This is a genomic window from Pseudomonas sp. B35(2017) (genome assembly GCF_002113645.1).
Lineage (GTDB): Bacteria > Pseudomonadota > Gammaproteobacteria > Pseudomonadales > Pseudomonadaceae > Aquipseudomonas > Aquipseudomonas ekonensis.
In genome coordinates, this window is the sequence record NZ_NEIZ01000011.1 from 166244 (window position 1) to 185440 (window position 19197).

At 66.1% G+C, this 19197-nt stretch carries 23 protein-coding genes and 1 pseudogene; 14 read left to right on the forward strand and 10 right to left on the reverse strand.

What is annotated here, in order from left to right:
- Positions 1-17 precede the first annotated feature (17 nt).
- On the reverse strand, positions 18-206 hold the full coding sequence (locus CAG41_RS18900; protein ID WP_085633250.1) for a DUF2188 domain-containing protein: 189 nt from the start codon (positions 204-206) through the stop codon (positions 18-20).
- Between the two features lie 209 nt (positions 207-415).
- Here CAG41_RS18900 and CAG41_RS18905 point away from each other — a divergent pair, with 209 nt between their 5' ends.
- Positions 416-778: an NUDIX hydrolase gene (locus CAG41_RS18905; protein WP_085633248.1), complete on the forward strand. Its 363-nt coding sequence runs from the start codon at positions 416-418 to the stop codon at positions 776-778.
- Between the two features lie 4 nt (positions 779-782).
- Here CAG41_RS18905 and CAG41_RS18910 read toward each other — a convergent pair whose 3' ends face one another.
- Together CAG41_RS18910 and CAG41_RS18915 are read right to left on the reverse strand one after the other, a co-directional pair.
- Positions 783-1025: a DUF1652 domain-containing protein gene (locus CAG41_RS18910; protein ID WP_085586414.1), complete on the reverse strand. Its 243-nt coding sequence runs from the start codon at positions 1023-1025 to the stop codon at positions 783-785.
- A 111-nt stretch (positions 1026-1136) separates the two neighbouring features.
- On the reverse strand, positions 1137-2036 hold the full coding sequence (locus tag CAG41_RS18915; protein WP_085707320.1) for a polysaccharide deacetylase family protein: 900 nt from the start codon (positions 2034-2036) through the stop codon (positions 1137-1139).
- 223 nt (positions 2037-2259) lie between these two features.
- On the opposite strand from CAG41_RS18915, the gene CAG41_RS18920 reads away from it, so the two are divergent.
- Positions 2260-2940, forward strand: coding sequence for an SOS response-associated peptidase (locus tag CAG41_RS18920; protein WP_085586410.1), 681 nt, complete (start codon positions 2260-2262; stop codon positions 2938-2940).
- A gap of 265 nt (positions 2941-3205) precedes the next feature.
- The gene (locus CAG41_RS18925; protein ID WP_085586504.1) at positions 3206-3478 is read left to right on the forward strand and encodes a hypothetical protein; all 273 of its coding nucleotides are present in this window, start codon (positions 3206-3208) and stop codon (positions 3476-3478) included.
- Positions 3479-3525: 47 nt separating this feature from the next.
- Here the strand turns inward: CAG41_RS18925 and CAG41_RS28645 are convergent, their stop codons facing one another.
- The 3 genes from CAG41_RS28645 to CAG41_RS18935 are packed head-to-tail and all read right to left on the reverse strand — an operon-like array spanning position 3526 to position 4745.
- Positions 3526-3678 carry a hypothetical protein gene (locus CAG41_RS28645; RefSeq protein WP_170930063.1) on the reverse strand — a complete coding sequence of 51 codons (153 nt, stop codon included), beginning with the start codon at positions 3676-3678 and terminating at the stop codon, positions 3526-3528.
- Between the two features lie 57 nt (positions 3679-3735).
- Positions 3736-4047, reverse strand: a complete 312-nt coding sequence (locus tag CAG41_RS18930) for an AzlD domain-containing protein (protein ID WP_170930293.1) — start codon at positions 4045-4047, stop codon at positions 3736-3738.
- Positions 4047-4745: an AzlC family ABC transporter permease gene (locus tag CAG41_RS18935; RefSeq protein ID WP_085586406.1), complete on the reverse strand. Its 699-nt coding sequence runs from the start codon at positions 4743-4745 to the stop codon at positions 4047-4049. The genes CAG41_RS18930 and CAG41_RS18935 overlap by 1 nt, the downstream gene beginning before the upstream one ends.
- Before the next feature lie 348 nt (positions 4746-5093).
- Between CAG41_RS18935 and CAG41_RS18940 the strand changes: the two genes are divergently transcribed.
- A complete protein-coding gene (locus CAG41_RS18940; protein WP_085633244.1) occupies positions 5094-5480 on the forward strand; it encodes a DUF2784 domain-containing protein in 387 nt (128 codons plus the stop codon).
- Here the strand turns inward: CAG41_RS18940 and CAG41_RS18945 are convergent.
- Complete coding sequence (locus tag CAG41_RS18945) at positions 5477-6004, reverse strand: DUF3087 domain-containing protein (RefSeq protein WP_085707321.1); 528 nt, start codon at positions 6002-6004, stop codon at positions 5477-5479. The genes CAG41_RS18940 and CAG41_RS18945 overlap by 4 nt on opposite strands.
- A 214-nt stretch (positions 6005-6218) precedes the next feature.
- On the opposite strand from CAG41_RS18945, the gene ppnN reads away from it, so the two are divergent.
- The 3 genes from ppnN to CAG41_RS18960 all read left to right on the forward strand — a co-directional run bounded on the left by ppnN (position 6219) and on the right by CAG41_RS18960 (position 9438).
- Positions 6219-7592 (forward strand): nucleotide 5'-monophosphate nucleosidase PpnN, encoded by a 1374-nt coding sequence (gene ppnN / locus CAG41_RS18950; RefSeq protein WP_085586400.1) that lies wholly within the window; start codon positions 6219-6221, stop codon positions 7590-7592.
- 223 nt (positions 7593-7815) lie between these two features.
- Positions 7816-8553: a response regulator gene (locus CAG41_RS18955; protein ID WP_085586398.1), complete on the forward strand. Its 738-nt coding sequence runs from the start codon at positions 7816-7818 to the stop codon at positions 8551-8553.
- 150 nt (positions 8554-8703) lie between these two features.
- Positions 8704-9438 carry an ABC transporter substrate-binding protein gene (locus CAG41_RS18960; RefSeq protein ID WP_085586396.1) on the forward strand — a complete coding sequence of 245 codons (735 nt, stop codon included), beginning with the start codon at positions 8704-8706 and terminating at the stop codon, positions 9436-9438.
- Positions 9439-9600: 162 nt separating this feature from the next.
- Here the strand turns inward: CAG41_RS18960 and CAG41_RS18965 are convergent, their stop codons facing one another.
- Positions 9601-11031 (reverse strand): FAD/NAD(P)-binding protein, encoded by a 1431-nt coding sequence (locus CAG41_RS18965; RefSeq protein ID WP_085707322.1) that lies wholly within the window; start codon positions 11029-11031, stop codon positions 9601-9603.
- 66 nt (positions 11032-11097) lie between these two features.
- Entirely contained in the window at positions 11098-11661 is a 564-nt protein-coding gene (locus tag CAG41_RS18970; protein WP_085694275.1) for a helix-turn-helix domain-containing protein, read from the reverse strand.
- 85 nt (positions 11662-11746) lie between these two features.
- Here CAG41_RS18970 and CAG41_RS18975 point away from each other — a divergent pair, with 85 nt between their 5' ends.
- The 7 genes from CAG41_RS18975 (at position 11747) to CAG41_RS19005 (ending at position 19065) form a co-directional block, all read left to right on the forward strand.
- Complete coding sequence (locus tag CAG41_RS18975; protein WP_085586390.1) at positions 11747-12682, forward strand: DMT family transporter; 936 nt, start codon at positions 11747-11749, stop codon at positions 12680-12682.
- Positions 12683-13025: 343 nt separating this feature from the next.
- On the forward strand, positions 13026-15926 hold the full coding sequence (locus CAG41_RS18980) for a monovalent cation/H+ antiporter subunit A (protein WP_085586388.1): 2901 nt from the start codon (positions 13026-13028) through the stop codon (positions 15924-15926).
- Positions 15926-16270, forward strand: a complete 345-nt coding sequence (locus tag CAG41_RS18985) for a Na+/H+ antiporter subunit C (protein WP_007986256.1) — start codon at positions 15926-15928, stop codon at positions 16268-16270. The genes CAG41_RS18980 and CAG41_RS18985 overlap by 1 nt, the downstream gene beginning before the upstream one ends.
- A complete protein-coding gene (locus tag CAG41_RS18990; RefSeq protein ID WP_085633236.1) occupies positions 16267-17946 on the forward strand; it encodes a monovalent cation/H+ antiporter subunit D in 1680 nt (559 codons plus the stop codon). The genes CAG41_RS18985 and CAG41_RS18990 overlap by 4 nt, the downstream gene beginning before the upstream one ends.
- On the forward strand, positions 17943-18431 hold the full coding sequence (locus CAG41_RS18995; protein WP_085707323.1) for a Na+/H+ antiporter subunit E: 489 nt from the start codon (positions 17943-17945) through the stop codon (positions 18429-18431). The genes CAG41_RS18990 and CAG41_RS18995 overlap by 4 nt, the downstream gene beginning before the upstream one ends.
- Entirely contained in the window at positions 18428-18706 is a 279-nt protein-coding gene (locus CAG41_RS19000) for a K+/H+ antiporter subunit F (RefSeq protein ID WP_085586382.1), read from the forward strand. Before CAG41_RS18995 ends, CAG41_RS19000 begins: the two co-directional genes overlap by 4 nt.
- Positions 18703-19065, forward strand: coding sequence for a Na+/H+ antiporter subunit G (locus CAG41_RS19005; protein WP_085586380.1), 363 nt, complete (start codon positions 18703-18705; stop codon positions 19063-19065). The genes CAG41_RS19000 and CAG41_RS19005 overlap by 4 nt, the downstream gene beginning before the upstream one ends.
- Before the next feature lie 30 nt (positions 19066-19095).
- Here the strand turns inward: CAG41_RS19005 and CAG41_RS19010 are convergent.
- A pseudogene (locus CAG41_RS19010) lies at positions 19096-19197 on the reverse strand (DUF3995 domain-containing protein); the annotation flags it as partial.

Genomic DNA, 19197 nt, shown 5'->3' on the forward strand with positions numbered 1-19197 from the left:
CTGAGAGCCTCAGACCCTCAGCCCGACCGGCGGGCGCGGGTGCGGCTCTTGTAGCCCGGCAGCGCGGCGGCATACGCCAGCGCCTCTTCCCGGCTGGCGAACGACGCCAGCCGGTCGCCCTCGGTGCAGACCCGCCAAGGGCCGTTGTTGACGCTGAGCACGTCATAACCGTTCATGTGCATCTTGTTCAACATCGCAATGCTCATAGGCACCTCCTGTCCGCTCGCGATGAAACAGTTTCACGCTTGCACCTTACACCCCCACCGCGGCACTGTGCCGACCGGACGTCGCACCGGCCCACGTCAACTCTGCGGCACTTTTGTGACCTGTCGGCCCTCAGAACCTCTAAGCCCTTGCGCGGCGCGGATATTGCAGATTCGTGACAGTTTTATGACAAACGGCAATCGGGTAACAAATGAAAGTACGTGCAACCGTGATCTGCGAACAGAACCGGCACATTCTCCTGGTGCGCAAGGCCCATTGCCGCTGGACGCTGCCGGGCGGCAAGGTCGAGCCCGGCGAGACGCGGGCGCAGGCCGCCGTGCGGGAACTGTTGGAGGAAACCGGCCTGATCGCCGAGGACATGCTGTGCCTGATGGAACTGCAGAGCGGCAGCACCCGCCACCACGTCTATGAGGCGTCTGCGCCGGATCCGGCCCTGGCCAGGCCGCAGAACGAGATTGTCGATTGCCTGTGGCAGCCGCTGGACGAGGTGCACGCCCTGAACGTCAGCGAGGCGACCTTGCGCATTGTCCGCGCCTTCCGGCGCAGGCTCTGAGCGCTCAGCCGGCGAACGCCCGGCGGCCGGCGCTCATTTCGGTGCGCAATTCACCGATGAAATTGGAAATGTCACGAATGGTGACCAGATGCTCCGGCGAAACGCCGTTGAGCAGCAGATCGACGCGCCCGCTTTCAGGCTCGTACACCTTGATCTGCAACAGACCCTGGGCATTTTCGGTGCAGTCGCAGTACAAGGGCCGGAACCCGGACTCCACGATGCGGCAAATATCGGCGATGGCAAGCATGGGCGCAGCCTCACAGGCGTCTGATCCTTCGACCGGTTGAGCATAGATGAGCCCTGCGCACTTTGCTGCGTCAGCAAATGCCAACCGTTTCACATCCCTGGCATACGCCCGTCAGTGGGCGTTGCGGTCCCAGATCCAGTTCCAGATCCCCGGCAGGCGCACCGGATCCGAACTCTGACGGACGGTGCGGGCCAGCGCCGCTTTCTCCAGTGCCGCATGATCGTCGTAGAACGGCTTGTCCGCCAGCCGCACACCGGTGGCGGCGGCGCTGTCGAGCAGGATCTGCAGGTACTCGCGGGCATGGCGCGCGGTGTAGCGGTTCAGGTCATGGAACGTCACCACCACCGGTATCACCCCGTCGACCGTCGGCAATTCGCCGAGGGCGATTCGCTCGCGGACTTCCGACAACTGGCGCAGCATGTTCGCCCGGCGCCTGGGGCTGGCGTTGAAGCCCCAGATCTTGCCGTCGTTGGCGCTGAGGTCCGTCAGCAGCACGCTCAGGCCGTGCCGCCGATAGGCGGCGAACGTGCGCTTGTCGTAGTTCCAGAACGGCGGACGCAGCAGCACCGGCGGCCCTCCGGTGATGGCGGCGATGTCCGCGGTGCCGTTGGTCAGCGCCTCTTCGAGCTCCGCAGGCTCCAGCGAACGGTGGTTGGTGTGCCAAGGGGTCGCGGTGTGGAAGCCCAGCACATGCCCTTCGGCGTGCTCCCGGCGCATGAGGCTGCGGCCGATGTCGCTGTTGCCGGCCCGCGGGGCGCGGGTCTGGACGAAGAACACCGCCTTCAGGTCCGGCTGCACCGGGTTGGTCTTGAGGCTGTCGAGCACGGTGGCGGTCGGGTTCCAGAAACTGGAGGCGCTGGGGCCGTCATCGAAGGTCAGCAGAAAACGCACCGGCGCCTGGGCCTTGAGCCGGGTCTCGGTCTGCGGGGTCATCTCGATGGGTGCGGCGATGCACCCGGCCAGCCCGAGGGCGACGGCCACTACGCTGAACAGCCTGAACCAATGCTTCATGTCTTGCCTTGCGCCCGACCGTGACGGTCATGTTGTCGATTGGCAAAACTCCCTCGCCGCCGTCGCCTCCCTGCGCCCCGCCAGAGCGGGCCGGAGTTGGATCAAGGCCGTCGTCTTTGGTTCCGGCGCCCGTTCGAGGCCCCTGCGCCTCTGTTCCCCTGGCTGCATTTATACGCGCAACTAAGCTCAAAGCTGTAGATCTCGTTTGCCGGAGGTTCGGCGGATGTGCGGACGACTGTCGCAGTACCGGGGCATCCACGATTTCGTGGCGGTCCTGAGCATTCCCGATGCGCTGATCAATCACGTCGGCGACGCGCCGCTGGCCCGCTACAACGCCGCGCCCACCACCTCGCTGGCCATCCTCCATCAGCACGAACATCGCCTGCACGCCGACAACCTGCGCTGGGGCTGGCGCCCGCACTGGGCCAAGGACCGCGCGGCGCCGATCAACGCGCGGGTGGAAAAAGTCGCCCACGGCCCGTTCTTCCGGGCGATCTGGCGACACCGGCTGATCGTGCCCGTGGACAACTGGTTCGAATGGGTGGACGGCCCCGACAAAAGCCGACAGCCCTGGCTGATCCGTCGCGCCGACCATGGCGCGATTTTCTGCGCGGCCATCGGTCAGTTTCCGACACCCGGCACGCCGCCAAAGGAAGACGACGGCTTTGTCATCATCACCGCCGACAGCGAAGGCGGCCTGCTCGACATCCATGACCGGCGCCCGCTGGTGCTGCCCGCCGAGCGGGTGAACGAATGGCTGGATCCCGCCACGCCCGCCGAACGGGCTGAGCAGATGCTGCTGTTCGACACCGAACCGGCTTCCGTCTTCCAATGGCACAAGGTCGATAAGGCCGTCGGTAACGCCCGCAATCAGGGTGCACAATTGATTCAGCCGACGGATTAAATAAACCCCGGGGCGGAACGTCATTCAGAGGAGAGATTCGCGTGCTGTCCCCCTGCGTTACAGGGGGTGTATCAACCGCGAGACAACACCGTGAAACAATCGTTCGAGCGAACTAACCGCCTGTCTGACATTTCAATCGTCATACATACATTTAGATGCACTACGGATAGCATGCGCGCCGCATTTCCAATTGGCACTTTAGTTGACCGAAGAGTCAACAGACCAGGAATCCCCGACAAACTCAACATCCTTGCAGAGAACCAAGTTGCGCGACGATTTTGCAATCAAACAGGCCCGCGGCCTGGAGTGTATTCACCTGTCCATGACAGAGCGCTTTCAACTCGACTGTTTTATCGGCCACTACATAAAGACCCGAAACCTGCGTGACGTACCCGATATCGACCGCATCCTGCGCACCACGCTCGAAAGCTATCCCTGCCACCCGCCGGTGATGGTCAACGAGCTCAACGCCTGGATCGACAAGACGTTGGGCTATCGGGCTTCCCACCCCGATTTCACACAGCTGGACGATCTCTGAACCCACGAAAAAGCCCCGCGCATGCGGGGCTTTTTCGTTTCAGCCGTTCAGGGTTTCAAAGGACGTTCCTGATCGCGGTCGGACAACTCACGGCTGTCGTCATGTTTCCAGGTCTGTTCTTTGTGCTTTTCCCGTTCGATCTCTTCTTCGCTCGGTTCATCGTCATCGATGGGTGCCGGAGGTCTTTGCTCGTTCGCCATGTTCGCCTCGCTTTCGCCAATCATCCTTAAAGCGTAGAACACTTTGTGACGTGCAACTTACAGCCACCAGCGCAACAAAAAGAAGAACGCCATGCTCAACAGCATGCTCAGCAACGTATTGCGCGTGTAGATCACCAGCCCCACCGCCACCAGCGAACTGAGCAGGTAGGGGTTGTCCCAGTGCAGGTTCAGTTGCTTGTCCGGCATGAACACGATCGGCCCGCAGATGGCGGTCAGCATGCCCGGCACCGCGAACCCGAGAAACTGCCGTGCGTTGCTGCTCAGGCGCACCGGCAAGCGTGGCTCCAGGAACACGTAGCGGTTGAGGAACACCAACAGGCCCATGCCGAAGATCACTGCCCAGACCATCACGTGCGCTCCCGATACAGTTTATTGCAGACAAACCCCGCCGCCATCCCGGCCAGCCCCGACAGAACCAACGCCGAACCCCACTGCCAGTAACTGAACAGCACCGAGCAGAACAGCGACACCGCCACGCAGACCACGGTCGGCACATCGCGCACCACCGGGGTGATCAGCGCGATGAAGGTCGCGGCGATGGAGAAGTCCAGGCCCAGGTGCTCCAGCCCCGGAATGCTGCTGCCCAGCACGATCCCGGCGAGGGTGAAGAGGTTCCAGGCGACGTAGAACGTCAGACCCACGCCCAGGGCGTACCAACGGTTGAACTGCTGGCGGTCGTGCTGGCTGGTGAGGGCGAACAGCTCGTCGGTGAGCAGAAAGCCCAGGCCCAGGCGCCAGCGGCCGGGCAGCGGCGAAATCACCGAACGCATGCTCATGCCGTACAGCAGGTGCTGAGAGGTCAGCAGCGCCGTGGTCAGCAGAATGGAAAACAGCCCGGCACCGCCCTTGAGCATGCCGATGGCCACCAACTGGGCGGCGCCGGCGAACACGATGGTCGACAGCCCCTGCCCTTGCAGCGGGGTGAGGTTGGCCTCGATCGCCATGGAGCCGGCCAGCAGGCCCCACGGCGCGGTCGCCAGGGATAACGGCATGATCGCCGCCGCACCGCGAAGGAACGCACGGCGCGGCATGAGTGAGTCAGACATAACGCTCTTCAACCGGGAAACAGGGCCGCCGACTCTGCCATTGAACGCCCGTTCGTGGCTTGAACAATCTTGCGCACTTGGGGCCGCCATCGCCAGCAGGCTGGCTCCCACAGGGGAATGTGTGTGCACCCCGGAACACTGTGGGAGCCAGCCTGCTGGCGATGACGTCAATCCGGACACCACAGGCCCAAGGCCGTTTGCGGTGTACGCAACACTTGCGAACGACAGAGATCACTGTGGGAGCGGCGGTGCGACGATTCGACTTGCCCGCGATGACGGCGGCACAGACACCCTCCCTCCGTACTGGCGTACCATGAGCCCCATCCACCACCGCGTCAGGGAGACGACATGCTGTACCGAATCGCCGCCGACGGCCTCGTGCTGTTCCATCTGCTGTTCATTCTGTTCGTGCTGTTCGGCGGCCTGCTGGCGCTCAAGTGGCGGCCCGTGGCTTGGCTGCACCTGCCGGCGGCCACCTGGGGCGTGCTGGTGGAAGTGCTGCACCTGACCTGCCCGCTGACCTACTGGGAAAACCTGATGCGCCACGCCGCCGGCCAGACCGAATACGCCGGCGGCTTCATCGAGCATTACGTCTGGCCGATCATCTATCCGGCGGGCCTGACCCCGCAGATCCAACTGGCGCTGGGCAGCGTGGTGCTGGCGGTCAACCTGCTGGTGTACGGGCGCCTGATCCGCCGGTGGCAGCGGCGGCGCGCCGCGCGCATTCCGTTCTAGCGGGCGGCGGGCTTCAACGCTTGCAGCCAGGCCGGGTCGAGGCGCGTCTGACCGGGGTCGATCCCCAACGCCTCCATCCGCGCCTGGTGCTGCTCGGCTTCACGCCGCAACTGCCCATGATCGCTGGAGTTGCCGTCCAGTTCATGCATCTGGCCCAAACCCAGGTGATAGAAGCGCAGCACCTTCATCGCCGTCGGATCATCCCGCTCCACCGCCGCCGTCACCTGATGCATCACATTGGTGACGCTCATCAGGCTGCGCTTGAGCCGCCAGCCGTACACCGCCGGCGCCATCCAGGCCTGATGCCAGAAACGAGCGCGCAGCAGCGCCGCGGTCAGCAGAAAACCGACCACCACCCCGCCGACGTTGAACCGCAGGTTGTCGCCGCCCGGCTCGCCGAACAGCGCGACCGCCGCCGTGGACAACGACATCGCCAGCACCACGAACAGCGCCGCGATGGCCAGCGTGCTGCGCCGGGTCTGCCGGCGGTAGGTGACAGGATCGATCGGCTGGATTTCGAACATCGCGACAGGCTTCCAAGTCTTGGGTTAAAAAGAGGCTGACGCATTATCGCCAACGGGGCGGATTTAGCTATGCTGGAGCGCCCTTTCATCTTTTCACCGTCCGACGGGGACATGGCGACACCACGCAATCCGTGCCACATTCATTCATGGATACACACCATTCGGATGCCGTTGGCCCGCTTCACCGCAACGGCATCGTTTTAAGGATCACCGCATGACCCAACGACACGTCATCAATGCCTCGGTCAGCCCCAAAGGCAGCCTGGAAACCCTTTCCCAACGTGAAGTCCAGCAACTGAGCCAAGCCGGATCCGGCAGCACCTACACCCTCTTCCGCCAGTGCGCCCTGGCCATCCTCAACACCGGCGCCCATGTCGACAACGCCAAGACCATCCTGGAAGCCTACAAGGACTTCGAGATCCGCATTCACCAGCAAGACCGCGGCGTGCGCCTGGAACTGCTGAACGCTCCCGCCGACGCCTTCGTCGACGGCGAAATGATCGCCAGCACCCGCGAGATGCTGTTCAGCGCCCTGCGCGACATCGTCTACACGGAAAACGAACTCGATGCCCTGAGCATCGACCTGAGCACTTCTCAGGGCATCAGCGACTACGTCTTCCACCTGCTGCGCAACGCGCGCACCCTGCGGCCGGGCGTCGAGCCGAAAATCGTCGTGTGCTGGGGCGGCCACTCGATCAACACCGACGAATACAAGTACACCAAGAAGGTCGGCCATGAGCTGGGCCTGCGCAGCCTCGACATCTGCACCGGCTGCGGCCCGGGCGTGATGAAAGGCCCGATGAAGGGCGCGACCATCGCCCACGCCAAGCAGCGCATCCACGGCGGCCGCTACCTGGGCCTGACCGAGCCCGGCATCATCGCCGCCGAGGCGCCGAACCCGATCGTCAACGAACTGGTGATCCTGCCGGACATCGAAAAGCGCCTCGAAGCCTTCGTGCGCGTCGGCCACGGCATCATCATCTTCCCCGGCGGCGCCGGCACCGCCGAAGAGTTCCTGTACCTGCTGGGCATCCTGATGCACCCGGACAACGAAGGCCTGCCGTTCCCGGTCATCCTCACAGGACCCAAGCACGCCGCGCCGTACCTGCAGCAACTGGACGCCTTCGTCACCGCCACCCTGGGCGAAGCGGCCAAGGGGCATTACCAGATCATCATCGACGACCCGGCCGAAGTCGCCCGGCAGATGACCCAGGGCCTCAAGGCCGTGAAGCAGTTCCGCCGCGAGCGCAACGACGCGTTCCACTTCAACTGGCTGCTGAAGATCGACGAGGGCTTCCAGCGCCCGTTCGACCCGACCCATGAAAACATGGCCAACCTCAAGCTCCACCGCGACCAGCCGCCCCACGAACTGGCGGCCAACCTGCGCCGGGCGTTTTCCGGGATCGTCGCCGGCAACGTCAAGGACAAGGGCATCCGCCTGATCGAGGAACACGGGCCGTACCGGATCCACGGCGACGCCGCGATCATGCAGCCGCTGGACCTGCTGCTCAAAGCCTTCGTCGCCCAGCACCGGATGAAACTGCCGGGCGGCGCCGCGTACGTGCCGTGCTACCAGGTCGTGTCCTGACAGGCTGAACCTGTGGGAGCGAGCCGTGTCAGTCACCCTTGCGGGTGGCTGGCCCACCGTCATCGCGGGCAGGCTCGCCCCCACACCGTTCTGCAGCGACCACCGATTGCGCATTCGCCGCCGTTCCCCTGCGGGAGCCAGCCTGCTGGCGAAAGCATCAGCTTAGACACCGCCGGATCAGGGCAATGAAGATCCGGACAAACCAACAACAAGAGCGCCAGCCATGGACCACATCAACCACATCCTGATCGTCGACGACGACCGCGAGATCCGCGAGCTGGTCGGCAATTACCTGACCAAGAACGGCCTGCGCACCACCGTGGTCGCCGACGGCCGGCAGATGCGCAGCTTTCTGGCCGCCAACACCGCCGACCTGATCGTGCTCGACCTCATGCTGCCCGGCGACGACGGCCTGGTGCTGTGCCGCGAACTGCGCGCCGGCAAGCACAAGGCCACGCCGATCCTGATGCTCACCGCCCGGGACGACCAGACCGACCGCATCCTGGGCCTTGAGATGGGCGCCGACGACTACCTGACCAAACCCTTCGCCGCCCGCGAACTGCTGGCGCGGATCAACGCCGTGCTGCGCCGCACGCGGATGCTGCCGCCCAACCTGCTGATCACCGAAACCGGCCGCCTGCTGGCGTTCGGCCGCTGGCGCCTGGACACCACCGCCCGCCACCTGCTCGACGAGGACGACACCCTGGTCGCCCTGAGCGGCGCCGAATACCGCCTGCTGCGGGTGTTCCTCGACCACCCGCAACGGGTGCTCAGCCGCGACCAGTTGCTCAACCTGACCCAGGGCCGGGAAGCCGATCTGTTCGACCGTTCCATCGATCTGCTGGTCAGCCGGCTGCGCCAGCGCCTGCTGGACGACTCCCGCGAGCCGACCTACATCAAGACCGTGCGCAACGAAGGCTACGTGTTCTCCTACGCGGTGGAGATGCTCGCCGAATCCTGATCCCCGCCGGCGATGGCGTCGGCCAGGACGCCATAGCAACCCGCCACTACCGATAAGCCTTGCTCTCTGACGCAAAAGCCCCGCTGATTGCGCGGGACAGGCAGCCCGCGCCCGTACTAAGCTGCGCGTTTGATTTTTCAGGGACGATCCATGAAACGCCTCGCCGCCTGTCTGCTGTCATTGCTGGCCCTGACGGCCCACGCGGCGGAGCTGCGCCTGCTCACCGACAACCATCCGCCTCTGCACTTTCAGGAAGGCGACCGCCTGGTGGGCTTCGGCGTGGACGTGGTGCAGGCCCTCGCGCAGCAGACCGGCGACCACATCCACCTGCAGCAGGTGCCGCTGCTGCGGGCATTGCGCATGGCCAGCGACTCGCCGGACACCGGTGTGTTCACCGTATTGCGCACCAACGAGCGCGACGACCGTTACCAATGGGTGGGGCCGCTGGTGGAGGTCGAGACCGCGCTCTATGCCCACGAGAACCTGCAGAAACCGGTGCGCAGCCTGCGCGAAGCCGACCACTTGGGGCGGATCACCGTGCCGCGCAAATGGCTGGCCTACAGCTATCTGCAAAAGCAGGACCTGAACAACCTCTACGGCGTGGAGACCCCGGAGCAGATGATGCGCCTGTTCAGCCTGGGGCGGACCGACTTCGTGGTCTCCGACACCCTGTCCAGCGCCACGTTGGCCCGCGAGCAGGGCATGGAGCCAGGCCGCCTGCAGTACCAGATGCCGCTGATGAAGCAGGACACCTACATCGCCTTCTCCCGCCAGACCGACCCCCGCCAGGTCGCCCGCTGGCAACAGGCGCTCGACGCCTTGCGCGCCGATGGCCGACTGGAGGAAATGCGCCAGCGTTGGTTGGTGGACAGCTTGCCGCGCTGAACCGAGCTTGCTTTTGCGGTGGCCTGTGGGGCCTCATCGCCGGATCACCGCCCGGGGCAAGCCCGCTCCCACACGTTGCGTAGCGTATGCAAGATTCGAGAACGACTGGATACCTGTGGGAGCGGGCTTGCCCGCGATGAGGCAGGCCAGAACGACTCCAGGCTAAAGTCCTGCCAACCTCGCCGCCAACGCCTTGGCCTGCGCCGCCACATCGGTGACCGCCGTGCTCTCCCACCACATCCCGCGCAACGGCGGCCCCATGGCGAACAGCCGCGCTGACGCTTGCCCCTGCGCATCCACCACCGCGCCATCCGCCGCCGCAGCGATCCCCAGCGCCAACGGTCCCGGCCGCACCAGCCCGCGCGCCAGCAGTTGCCTGGGCAGCGGACGCGCCACCCGGCGCCAGTCGTACTCGATGCCGCTGGAGTTGATCAGCGCCTGCCCCGACACCCAACACGTGTCCGCCTCGCCCCGGCGACGCAGGCAAATGCTCACCCCGCCCTCGGACATCGCCTCCAGCCCTTTATAGGAGGCGGCCTGAATGCTCAGCCGCCCTTCACGCTGCAGGCGCTCGACCACCTCGGCGCTCAACGGCGGCGAACGGTGGTGATGGCTTTCCCACCACGGCCGCACATGGCGCACGAACTGCCGGCGCTGGCCGTCGGTAGCCTGGCTCCACAAGCGGCCGATGTGCGCCCGCACCGTGTCCAGCGGCGCCTGCCAGTCGATGCCTTGGGCGATGGCATCGCGGCACTGCCGGCGCACCGCCCGCAGCAATTGGCGAGGGCTGCGGATACCGGGGTCTTCGGCAAGAAAGTCCACCCAGACCGGCGGCTGGCGGCGTACATGGGGCAGAAGGCCGTGGCGCGAGAACACCTTGATCGGCCCACGGTGCCCGGCCTGCTCCAGGGACACCACCGCGTCGACCATGGTCAGGCCGGAACCGATGATCAGCACCGTGGCGTGGGGATCGAGCCGGCGCATCGCGGCGACGTCCCAGGGGTCGAGCGCTGCGGCGTTCAGCCCGCTGGAGTGGGTCTGCGGTGTACGGGCGGCGGGGAACAGGCCGGTGGCGATGACAGCACGGGCACCTTGCAGGCATTGGCCATCGCTCAAGGCGACGCGCACCGAGCCGGCCTCGACCTGCACGTCCACCGCCTCCGCCCGCACATGCTCGACGGTCGAGCCGTGCGACGCGCCCGCCTGTTGCGCTTCGGCCAGACGTTGCTGCACGTACACGCCGAACAGGCCCCGTGGCGGAAACAGCTCGCTGACCGGCACCGATTGCCGCCCCGACTCCGGCCAGCCGCCGTCGGCGATGTGAGTGGTGAGCCATTGGGTCAGATCATCGGCGTTGTCCGGATCCACGCTCATGCGCGCCGCGTTGCCGTTGAGCGTGTGCCCCAGCTCCACCGCGCTGTAGGCCTCGCCGCGACCGAGTTCAGGCCGAGGCTCGACCACCAGGATCCGCCGCCGGCCCGGCAGGCGCAGCAGCTGCGCCGCCAGCAGCGCGCCGCTGAGGCCGCCGCCGATGATCACGATGTCAGCCTGACGGGTCGGGGAAGTCGCCTGTCCGTGTTCGGGGTGTGTCATCCGCTTCACCGCTCCGTCGTTGAGGTCATGCCACCTTAAGGGATCGGCCGGGGAATGTCCTGCCGCTCAGATCACCACGTTGCGCACGAAGCGCGCCGCCACGTCGCCGTCGTTACGGTAGCCGTGGGGCTGGTTGCTGGCGAACATGAAGAACTCGCCGGCGGCGATCCGCTGCGGGCGGTCGCCCAGCATCAGGGTCAGGCAGCCTTCGAAGACGAAGATCTGCTCGCTCCAGCCCTCGGCGTCCGGTTGCGAGGGGTACACCTCGCCCGGTTGCAGGCACCACTCCCATTGCTCCACCGCGCGGGTGGCGGTGGCCTTGGACAGCAGCACGGCCTTGCTGCCGGGAATGTTGCCGGCCCAGGCCAGTTCGTTGATGCGGCCCGGGTCGCGGTTGTCCGGCGCCTGGATCAGGTCGCTGAACGCCACGTCGAGGGCTTCGGCGATGCGGTCCAGGGTGGTCAGGCTGACATTGTTCTCGCCGGCCTCGATGGCCACCAGCATGCGCCGGCTGACCCCGGACTGCTCCGCCAGGGTGGCCTGGCTCATGTCGATGGCATGACGCAGGCGCCGCACGTTCTGGCTGACATGCTGGAGGACGGACGTCCGCGGAGGGGAATCTTTGTGCACTATATTGCTCACTCGGTGGGGTTGGGCAGTATACTGCGCAACGTTGGGCGCATTGTGCGTTCCCCTCCTCCTAGCGTGCAAGGTCATGATGTCGCTCAATTCCCCCCACACTTCCCCGCGTCTCCCCCGGTTCAGCAAGGCCGAAGCCGTGCTGGTGCTGATCACCATGCTCTGGGGCGGCACGTTCCTGCTGGTGCAGCATGCGATGACCGTCAGCGGCCCGATGTTCTTCGTCGGCCTGCGCTTCGCGGCGGCGGCCAGCATCGTGGCGCTGTTTTCGTGGAAGCACCTGCGCGACCTGACCTTGTTCGAACTGCGCGCCGGCGCCTTCATCGGCGTGGCGATCATGCTCGGCTACGGCTTGCAGACCGTGGGCCTGCAAAGCATCCCCAGCAGTCAGTCGGCGTTCATCACGGCGCTCTACGTGCCGTTCGTGCCACTGCTGCAATGGCTGGTGCTGGGCCGCCGGCCCGGGCTGATGCCGAGCATCGGGATCATGCTCGCGTTCACCGGCCTGATGCTGCTGTCGGGGCCGTCCGGGGCGTCGCTGAACTTCAGCCCCGGCGAAATCGCCACGCTGATCAGCGCCATCGCGATCGCGGCGGAAATCATCCTCATCAGCACCTATGCCGGCCAGGTCGATGTGCGCCGAGTGACGGTGGTGCAACTGGCGGTGACGTCGGTGCTGGCGTTCCTGATGGTGGTGCCGACCGGTGAGGCGATTCCTTCTTTCTCGTGGCTGCTGGTGTCCACCGCCCTGGGGCTGGGGGCGATGAGCGCGGCGATCCAGGTGGCGATGAACTGGGCGCAGAAGAGCGTGTCGCCGACCCGCGCCACCCTGATCTATGCCGGCGAGCCGGTGTGGGCCGGCATCGCCGGGCGGATCGCCGGGGAACGCCTGCCGGCGATTGCCCTGGTGGGCGCGGGGTTGATCGTGGCGGCGGTGATCGTCAGCGAACTGAAGACCAAGGCCAAGGGCGCCGAGGCCGACGCCGCCCTGGAGCGTGAGATCCAGGGTTGAATCATCGAGGGCGGCGGCGCCTGACCCGGCGCCATCGCCAGCAAGCTGGCTCCCACAGGTATCCCGGGTGTCCACAAGATCCACGTACGCCACCAAAACCTGTGGGAGCTGGCTTGCAAGCGATGAGGCCGGCACTGCCGACATCTCTGTTGCCTGACTCGACTTGCCAGCGATGAGGCCAGCGATCCGACGCAGAGGCCATCACCGGCGCCATCACGCTCCCTGAAACCATGTGAAGCAGGAAATTTCCGACTACCTTGTAGGATTCTGAGACATCCTGGCGTTTGGTGATCGGGGAACTGGCACGTATGATGCTTCACAAACTTCCGCAGATTAGAAGCCTATGTCCCTGATAGTTCTACTGCTTCTGCCTTTTCTGGGCAGCTGTCTGGCCGCGGTGCTGCCGCACAACGCACGAAACGCCGAATCCCTGCTGGCCGGTCTGATCGCCCTGATCGGCACCGTTCAGGTGGCGCTGCTGTACCCGCAGATCGCCGACGGCGGCGTGATCCGCGAGGAGTTCATGTGGCTGCCCAGCCTGGGCCTGAACTTCGTCCTGCGCCTGGACGGTTTCGCCTGGCTGTTCTCGCTGCTGGTGCTGGGCATCGGCACGCTGGTCTCCCTGTATGCCCGCTACTACATGTCGCCGGACGACCCGGTGCCGCGCTTCTTCGCGTTTTTCCTGGCGTTCATGGGCGCGATGCTCGGGCTGGTGATCTCCGGCAACCTGATCCAGATCGTGTTCTTCTGGGAACTGACCAGCCTGTTCTCGTTCCTGCTGATCGGCTACTGGCACCACCGCCACGACGCCCGGCGCGGCGCGTACATGGCGCTGATGGTCACCGGTGCAGGCGGATTGTGCCTGCTGGCGGGGGTGCTCATCCTCGGCCATGTCGTGGGCAGCTATGACCTGGACAAGGTCCTGGCCGCCGGCGACCTGATCCGCGCACATGCCCTCTACCCCGTTCTGCTTCCCCTGATCCTCATCGGCGCCCTGAGCAAGAGCGCCCAGTTCCCCTTCCACTTCTGGCTGCCCCACGCCATGGCGGCGCCCACACCGGTTTCGGCCTACCTGCACTCGGCGACCATGGTCAAGGCCGGGGTGTTCTTGCTGGCGCGGCTGTGGCCGTCGTTGTCCGGCAGCGAAGAATGGTTCTACATCGTCAGCGGCGCCGGCGCCGCCACGCTGCTGCTGGGCGCGTACTGCGCCATGTTCCAGAACGACCTCAAGGGCCTGCTGGCCTACTCGACCATCAGCCACCTGGGCCTGATCACCCTGCTGCTGGGCCTCAACAGTCCGCTGGCCGCCGTGGCCGCGGTGTTCCACATCCTCAACCACGCCACGTTCAAGGCCTCGCTGTTCATGGCCGCCGGGATCATCGACCACGAAAGCGGCACCCGCGACATCCGCAAGCTCAACGGCCTGTTCAGACTGATCCCGTTCACCGCCACCCTGGCGATGGTGGCCAGCGCGTCGATGGCCGGCGTGCCGCTGCTAAACGGCTTCCTGTCCAAGGAAATGTTCTTCGCCGAAACGGTGTTCATCAACGCCACCGCCTGGGTCGAAGCCACGCTGCCGGTCGTCGCGACCATCGCCGGCACCTTCAGCGTCGCCTATTCCCTGCGCTTCACCGTGGATGTGTTCTTCGGCCCGACCGCCACCGACCTGCCGCACACCCCGCACGAGCCGCCACGCTGGATGCGTGCGCCGGTGGAGCTGCTGGTGCTGACCTGCCTGGTGGTGGGGATTTTCCCGGCCCAGGTGGTCGGCCCGCTGCTGGCTGCGGCGGCCACACCCGTGGTCGGCGGCACGCTCCCTCAATACAGCCTGGCGATCTGGCACGGCCTCAACGCGCCGATGATCATGAGCCTGATCGCCATGTCCGGCGGCATCGTGGTGTACCTGCTGCTGCGCAACCAGCTCAAGCGCGGGCGCTTCAGCTTCCCGCCGCTGGTGGGCCGCTTCAACGGCAAGCGCCTGTTCGAGCGCAGCCTGGTGGCGATGATGCGCCTGGCCCGGCGGCTGGAGCGGCGGATCGGCACCAAGCGCCTGCAGGCGCAATTGTTCCTGATGGTGCTGGCGGCGGTGCTGGCCGGCCTGATCCCGATGCTGCACAGCAGCCTGAGCTGGGGCGACCGGCCGAAGATCCCGGGCTCCATCGTGTTCGTCACCCTGTGGCTGCTGGCGATCGCCTGCGCCCTGGGCGCCGCGTGGCAGGCCAAGTATCACCGTCTCGCGGCCCTGACCATGGTCAGCGTCTGCGGCCTGATGACCTGCGTGACCTTCGTCTGGTTCTCCGCGCCGGACCTGGCCTTGACGCAACTGGTGGTGGAAGTGGTGACCACCGTGCTGATCCTGCTCGGCCTGCGCTGGCTGCCCCGGCGGATCGAAGAGGTCTCGCCGCTACCCAACAGCCTGCGCAAGGCGCGGGTGCGGCGGGTGCGCGACCTGCTGCTGTCGGTGGCCGTCGGCGGCGGCATGGCGCTGCTGGCCTACGCGATGCTGACCCGCCAGACCCCCAACGACATCTCGTCGTTCTACCTCAGCCGCGCCCTGCCCGAGGGCGGCGGCAGCAACGTGGTCAACGTGATGCTGGTGGACTTCCGCGGCTTCGACACCCTGGGCGAAATCACCGTGCTGGTGGCCGTGGCCCTGACCGTGTACGCCCTGCTGCGCCGGTTCCGCCCGCCGAAGGAAAGCCTGCAATTGCCGGCCCAGCAGCGCCTGCTGGCGCCGGACGTGGTCACCGACCTGGTCAACCCGCGCTCGGCCAGCGACACCGCGCTGGGCTTCATGATGGTGCCGGCGGTGCTGGTGCGCCTGCTGCTGCCGATCGCGCTGGTGGTGTCGTTCTACCTGTTCATGCGCGGGCACAACCAGCCGGGCGGCGGTTTCGTCGCCGGGCTGGTGATGTCGGTGGCGTTCATCCTGCAATACATGGTCGCCGGCACCCAGTGGGTCGAGGCGCAGATGAGCCTGCGGCCGCTGCGCTGGATGGGCACCGGGCTGCTGTTCGCCACGGTCACGGGGCTGGGGGCGATGGCCGCCGGCTATCCGTTCATGACCACCCACACCTGGCATTTCAATGTGCCGTTGCTGGGCGACCTGCATATCGCCAGCGCGCTGTTCTTCGACATCGGCGTGTATGCGGTGGTGGTCGGCTCGACCCTGCTGATCCTCACCGCCCTCGCCCACCAATCGGTGCGGGGCCATAAAACCGCCGCCGCCAAAGGAGCCGTCTGATGGAAGAAGTCATCGCAATCGCCATCGGTGTGCTCGCCGCCTCCGGCGTCTGGCTGATCCTGCGTCCGCGCACGTTCCAGGTGGTCATGGGCCTGTGCCTGCTGTCCTACGGCGTCAACCTGTTCATCTTCAGCATGGGCAGCCTGTTCATCGGCAAGGAGCCGATCATCAAGGACGGCGTGCCCCAGGATCTTCTGCACTACACCGACCCGCTGCCCCAGGCGCTGGTGCTGACGGCGATCGTCATCAGTTTCGCCATGACCGCGCTGTTCCTCGTTGTACTGCTGGCGTCCCGGGGCCTCACCGGCACCGACCACGTGGACGGCCGGGAGCCTAAGGAATGATGGCGATGACTCATCTGATCGCCGCGCCGATCCTGCTGCCGCTCTTGACCGCCGCCATCATGCTGATGCTGGGCGAGCGGCACCGGCCGCTTAAGGCCAAGCTCAACCTGGCCTCCAGCCTCGCCGGCCTGGGGATCGCCCTGGCGCTGCTGGCCTGGACCCAGACCACCGGCGTGCCCGGCTCCATCGGCGTGTACCTGCCGGGCAACTGGCAGGTGCCGTTCGGCCTGGTGCTGGTGGTGGACCGGTTGTCGGCGCTGATGCTGGTGCTCACCGGGATCATCGGCGTCAGCGCCCTGCTCTACGCCATGGCCCGCTGGGACGGCGCCGGGTCGAGCTTCCACGCCCTGTTCCAGATCCAGCTGATGGGCCTGTACGGCGCGTTCCTGACCGCCGACCTGTTCAACCTGTTCGTGTTCTTCGAGGTGCTGCTCGCCGCCTCCTACGGCCTGATGCTGCACGGTTCCGGCCGGGCGCGGGTGTCGTCGGGGCTGCATTACATCTCGATCAACCTGCTGGCCTCGTCGCTGTTCCTGATCGGCGCGGCGCTGATCTACGGCGTCACCGGCACGCTGAACATGGCTGACCTGGCGCTGAAGATTCCGCTGGTGCCGGAGGCCGACCGTGGCCTGCTGCATGCCGGCGCGGGCATCCTGGCGGTGGCGTTCCTGGCCAAGGCCGGCATGTGGCCTTTGAACTTCTGGCTGGTGCCGGCCTACTCCTCGGCCAGCGCGCCGGTGGCGGCGATGTTCGCGATCATGACCAAGGTCGGCGTCTACACCCTGCTGCGCCTGTGGACGCTGCTGTTCTCCGGCCAGGCCGGGGCGTCGGCGTACTTTGCCGGCGATTGGCTGATCTACGGCGGCATGGCCACCATCGTCTGCGCCGGGATCGCGATCATCGCCGCCCAGCGCCTGGAGCGCATGGCCAGCCTGAGCATCCTGGTGTCGGCGGGAATCCTGCTGTCCGCCACCGGTTTCGCCCAGCCGAACCTGGTGGCGGCGGCGCTGTTCTATCTGGTCAGCTCGACCCTGGCGCTGAGCGCGCTGTTCCTGCTGGCCGAACTGATCGAGCGTTCGCGCACCGCCAGCGAAGTGCCGCTGGAAGACGAAAACGAACTGCTGCCGCGCCCGCAGGAGGCCGCCGCGCCGGTCAAGGGCACCAACCTGGACGACGACCAGCAGGCCGTGGTCGGCCAGGTGATTCCCTGGACCATGGCGTTCCTGGGCCTGAGCTTCATCGCCTGCGCGTTGCTGATCGTCGGCATGCCGCCGCTGTCCGGGTTCATCGGCAAGCTCAGCCTGATCGGCGCCCTGCTCAACCCGTTGGGCCTGGGTGCCGGCGAGCCGGTGTCGCCGGCCGCGTGGTCGTTGCTGGCGCTGCTGATCCTGTCGGGGCTGGCTTCGCTGATGGCCTTCTCGCGGCTGGGCATCCAGCGCTTCTGGTCGCCTGAGGAGCGCCCGTCGCCGGTGCTGCGCAAGCTCGAATGCACGCCGATCCTCTTGCTGCTGGGCCTGAGCATCGCCCTGACCTTCAAGGCCGAGCCACTGCTGCGCTACACCGAAGCCGCCGCCGATGCCCTGAACAACCCGCAGCAATACGTCATGGCCGTGCTCGGCACCCGCGCCGTGCCGAGCCCCGAAGCCAAGGCCGCACTGCAGGAGGCCCACCCATGAAGCGTCTGTTCCCTGCCCCCTGGCTGTCGCTGGCGCTGTGGCTGCTGTGGCTTGCGCTGAACCAGTCGGTCAGCCCCGGCAACCTGCTGCTCGGCGCCGTGCTGGGGTTCGCCGCGCCGCTGATGATGCGCAAGCTGCGCCCGCAGCGGATCCGCATCCGCCGTCCGGGCACCATCCTGCGCCTGTTCCTGCTGGTCGGGCGGGACGTGATCCACTCCAACCTGGCTGTGGCCTGGGGCGTGCTCAACGCCGGCCGCCGGCCGCCCCGCTCGCGCTTCGTCAAGGTGCCGCTGGATCTGCGCGACGCCAACGGCCTGGCGGCGCTGTCGATGATCACCACGGTGGTGCCCGGCACGGTATGGTCGGAGCTGGCGCTGGACCGCAGCATTTTGCTGATGCACGTCTGGGACCTGGACGACGAAGCGCAGTTCATCCAGCACTTCAAGACCACTTACGAGCGGCCGCTGATGGAGATTTTCGAATGAGCCCGTTGCTGTCGAACGCGATCCTGCTCACGCTGTTCCTGTTTTCCCTGGCGATGGTGCTGACCCTGGTGCGCCTGTTCAGGGGGCCGTCGGCCCAGGACCGGGTCCTGGCGCTGGATTACCTGTACATCGTCGCCATGCTGATGATGCTGACCCTGGGCATCCGCTACTCCAGCGACACGTACTTCGAGGCGGCGCTGCTGATCGCGCTGTTCGGCTTCGTCGGCTCGTTCGCGCTGGCCAAATTCCTGCTGCGGGGCGAGGTGATCGAATGAACGCGCCATTGTCTTTGTGGGTGGAAATCCCGGTGGCGATCCTGCTGGTGCTGGGCGGCACCTTTGCGTTGATCGGCGCCTTGGGGCTGCTGCGCATGAAGGATTACTTCCAGCGCATGCACCCGCCGGCCCTGGCCTCGACGCTGGGTTCGTGGTGCGTGGCGCTGGCGTCGATCCTGTGTTTTTCCGCGTTCAGCGAAGGGCCGGTGGTGCACGCCTGGCTGATTCCGATCCTGCTGGCGATCACCGTGCCGGTGACGACCTTGCTGCTGGCACGGGCGGCGCTGTTCCGCAAGCGCATGGCCGGGGACGATGTGCCCGCGGAGGTGAGCAGCCGGCGGGGTGAGAGCGAGGGCTGACCTCGGGAGACGGGGTGTCTTCGCCGGCCCCATCGCCAGCAACCCCGCCCCCAACACCGTGCACAGCGGCGAGTAGAACCAGGTGTCGAGCCAGGCGAACCGCGAGGCCTTCACCTCCTTGAAGAAGCCCAC

Bases quoted from the DNA above. Each gene is read 5' to 3' on its own strand.
- CAG41_RS18900 (WP_085633250.1), bottom strand. From the start codon at position 206: ATGAGCATTGCGATGTTGAACAAGATGCACATGAACGGTTATGACGTG.
- CAG41_RS18905 (WP_085633248.1), top strand. From the start codon at position 416: ATGAAAGTACGTGCAACCGTGATCTGCGAACAGAACCGGCACATTCTC.
- CAG41_RS18910 (WP_085586414.1), bottom strand. From the start codon at position 1,025: ATGCTTGCCATCGCCGATATTTGCCGCATCGTGGAGTCCGGGTTCCGG.
- CAG41_RS18915 (WP_085707320.1), bottom strand. From the start codon at position 2,036: ATGAAGCATTGGTTCAGGCTGTTCAGCGTAGTGGCCGTCGCCCTCGGG.
- CAG41_RS18920 (WP_085586410.1), top strand. From the start codon at position 2,260: ATGTGCGGACGACTGTCGCAGTACCGGGGCATCCACGATTTCGTGGCG.
- CAG41_RS28645 (WP_170930063.1), bottom strand. From the start codon at position 3,678: ATGGCGAACGAGCAAAGACCTCCGGCACCCATCGATGACGATGAACCG.
- CAG41_RS18930 (WP_170930293.1), bottom strand. From the start codon at position 4,047: ATGGTCTGGGCAGTGATCTTCGGCATGGGCCTGTTGGTGTTCCTCAAC.
- CAG41_RS18935 (WP_085586406.1), bottom strand. From the start codon at position 4,745: ATGTCTGACTCACTCATGCCGCGCCGTGCGTTCCTTCGCGGTGCGGCG.
- CAG41_RS18940 (WP_085633244.1), top strand. From the start codon at position 5,094: ATGCTGTACCGAATCGCCGCCGACGGCCTCGTGCTGTTCCATCTGCTG.
- CAG41_RS18945 (WP_085707321.1), bottom strand. From the start codon at position 6,004: ATGTTCGAAATCCAGCCGATCGATCCTGTCACCTACCGCCGGCAGACC.
- ppnN (WP_085586400.1), top strand. From the start codon at position 6,219: ATGACCCAACGACACGTCATCAATGCCTCGGTCAGCCCCAAAGGCAGC.
- CAG41_RS18955 (WP_085586398.1), top strand. From the start codon at position 7,816: ATGGACCACATCAACCACATCCTGATCGTCGACGACGACCGCGAGATC.
- CAG41_RS18960 (WP_085586396.1), top strand. From the start codon at position 8,704: ATGAAACGCCTCGCCGCCTGTCTGCTGTCATTGCTGGCCCTGACGGCC.
- CAG41_RS18965 (WP_085707322.1), bottom strand. From the start codon at position 11,031: ATGACACACCCCGAACACGGACAGGCGACTTCCCCGACCCGTCAGGCT.
- CAG41_RS18975 (WP_085586390.1), top strand. From the start codon at position 11,747: ATGATGTCGCTCAATTCCCCCCACACTTCCCCGCGTCTCCCCCGGTTC.
- CAG41_RS18980 (WP_085586388.1), top strand. From the start codon at position 13,026: ATGTCCCTGATAGTTCTACTGCTTCTGCCTTTTCTGGGCAGCTGTCTG.
- CAG41_RS18985 (WP_007986256.1), top strand. From the start codon at position 15,926: ATGGAAGAAGTCATCGCAATCGCCATCGGTGTGCTCGCCGCCTCCGGC.
- CAG41_RS18990 (WP_085633236.1), top strand. From the start codon at position 16,267: ATGATGGCGATGACTCATCTGATCGCCGCGCCGATCCTGCTGCCGCTC.
- CAG41_RS18995 (WP_085707323.1), top strand. From the start codon at position 17,943: ATGAAGCGTCTGTTCCCTGCCCCCTGGCTGTCGCTGGCGCTGTGGCTG.
- CAG41_RS19000 (WP_085586382.1), top strand. From the start codon at position 18,428: ATGAGCCCGTTGCTGTCGAACGCGATCCTGCTCACGCTGTTCCTGTTT.
- CAG41_RS19005 (WP_085586380.1), top strand. From the start codon at position 18,703: ATGAACGCGCCATTGTCTTTGTGGGTGGAAATCCCGGTGGCGATCCTG.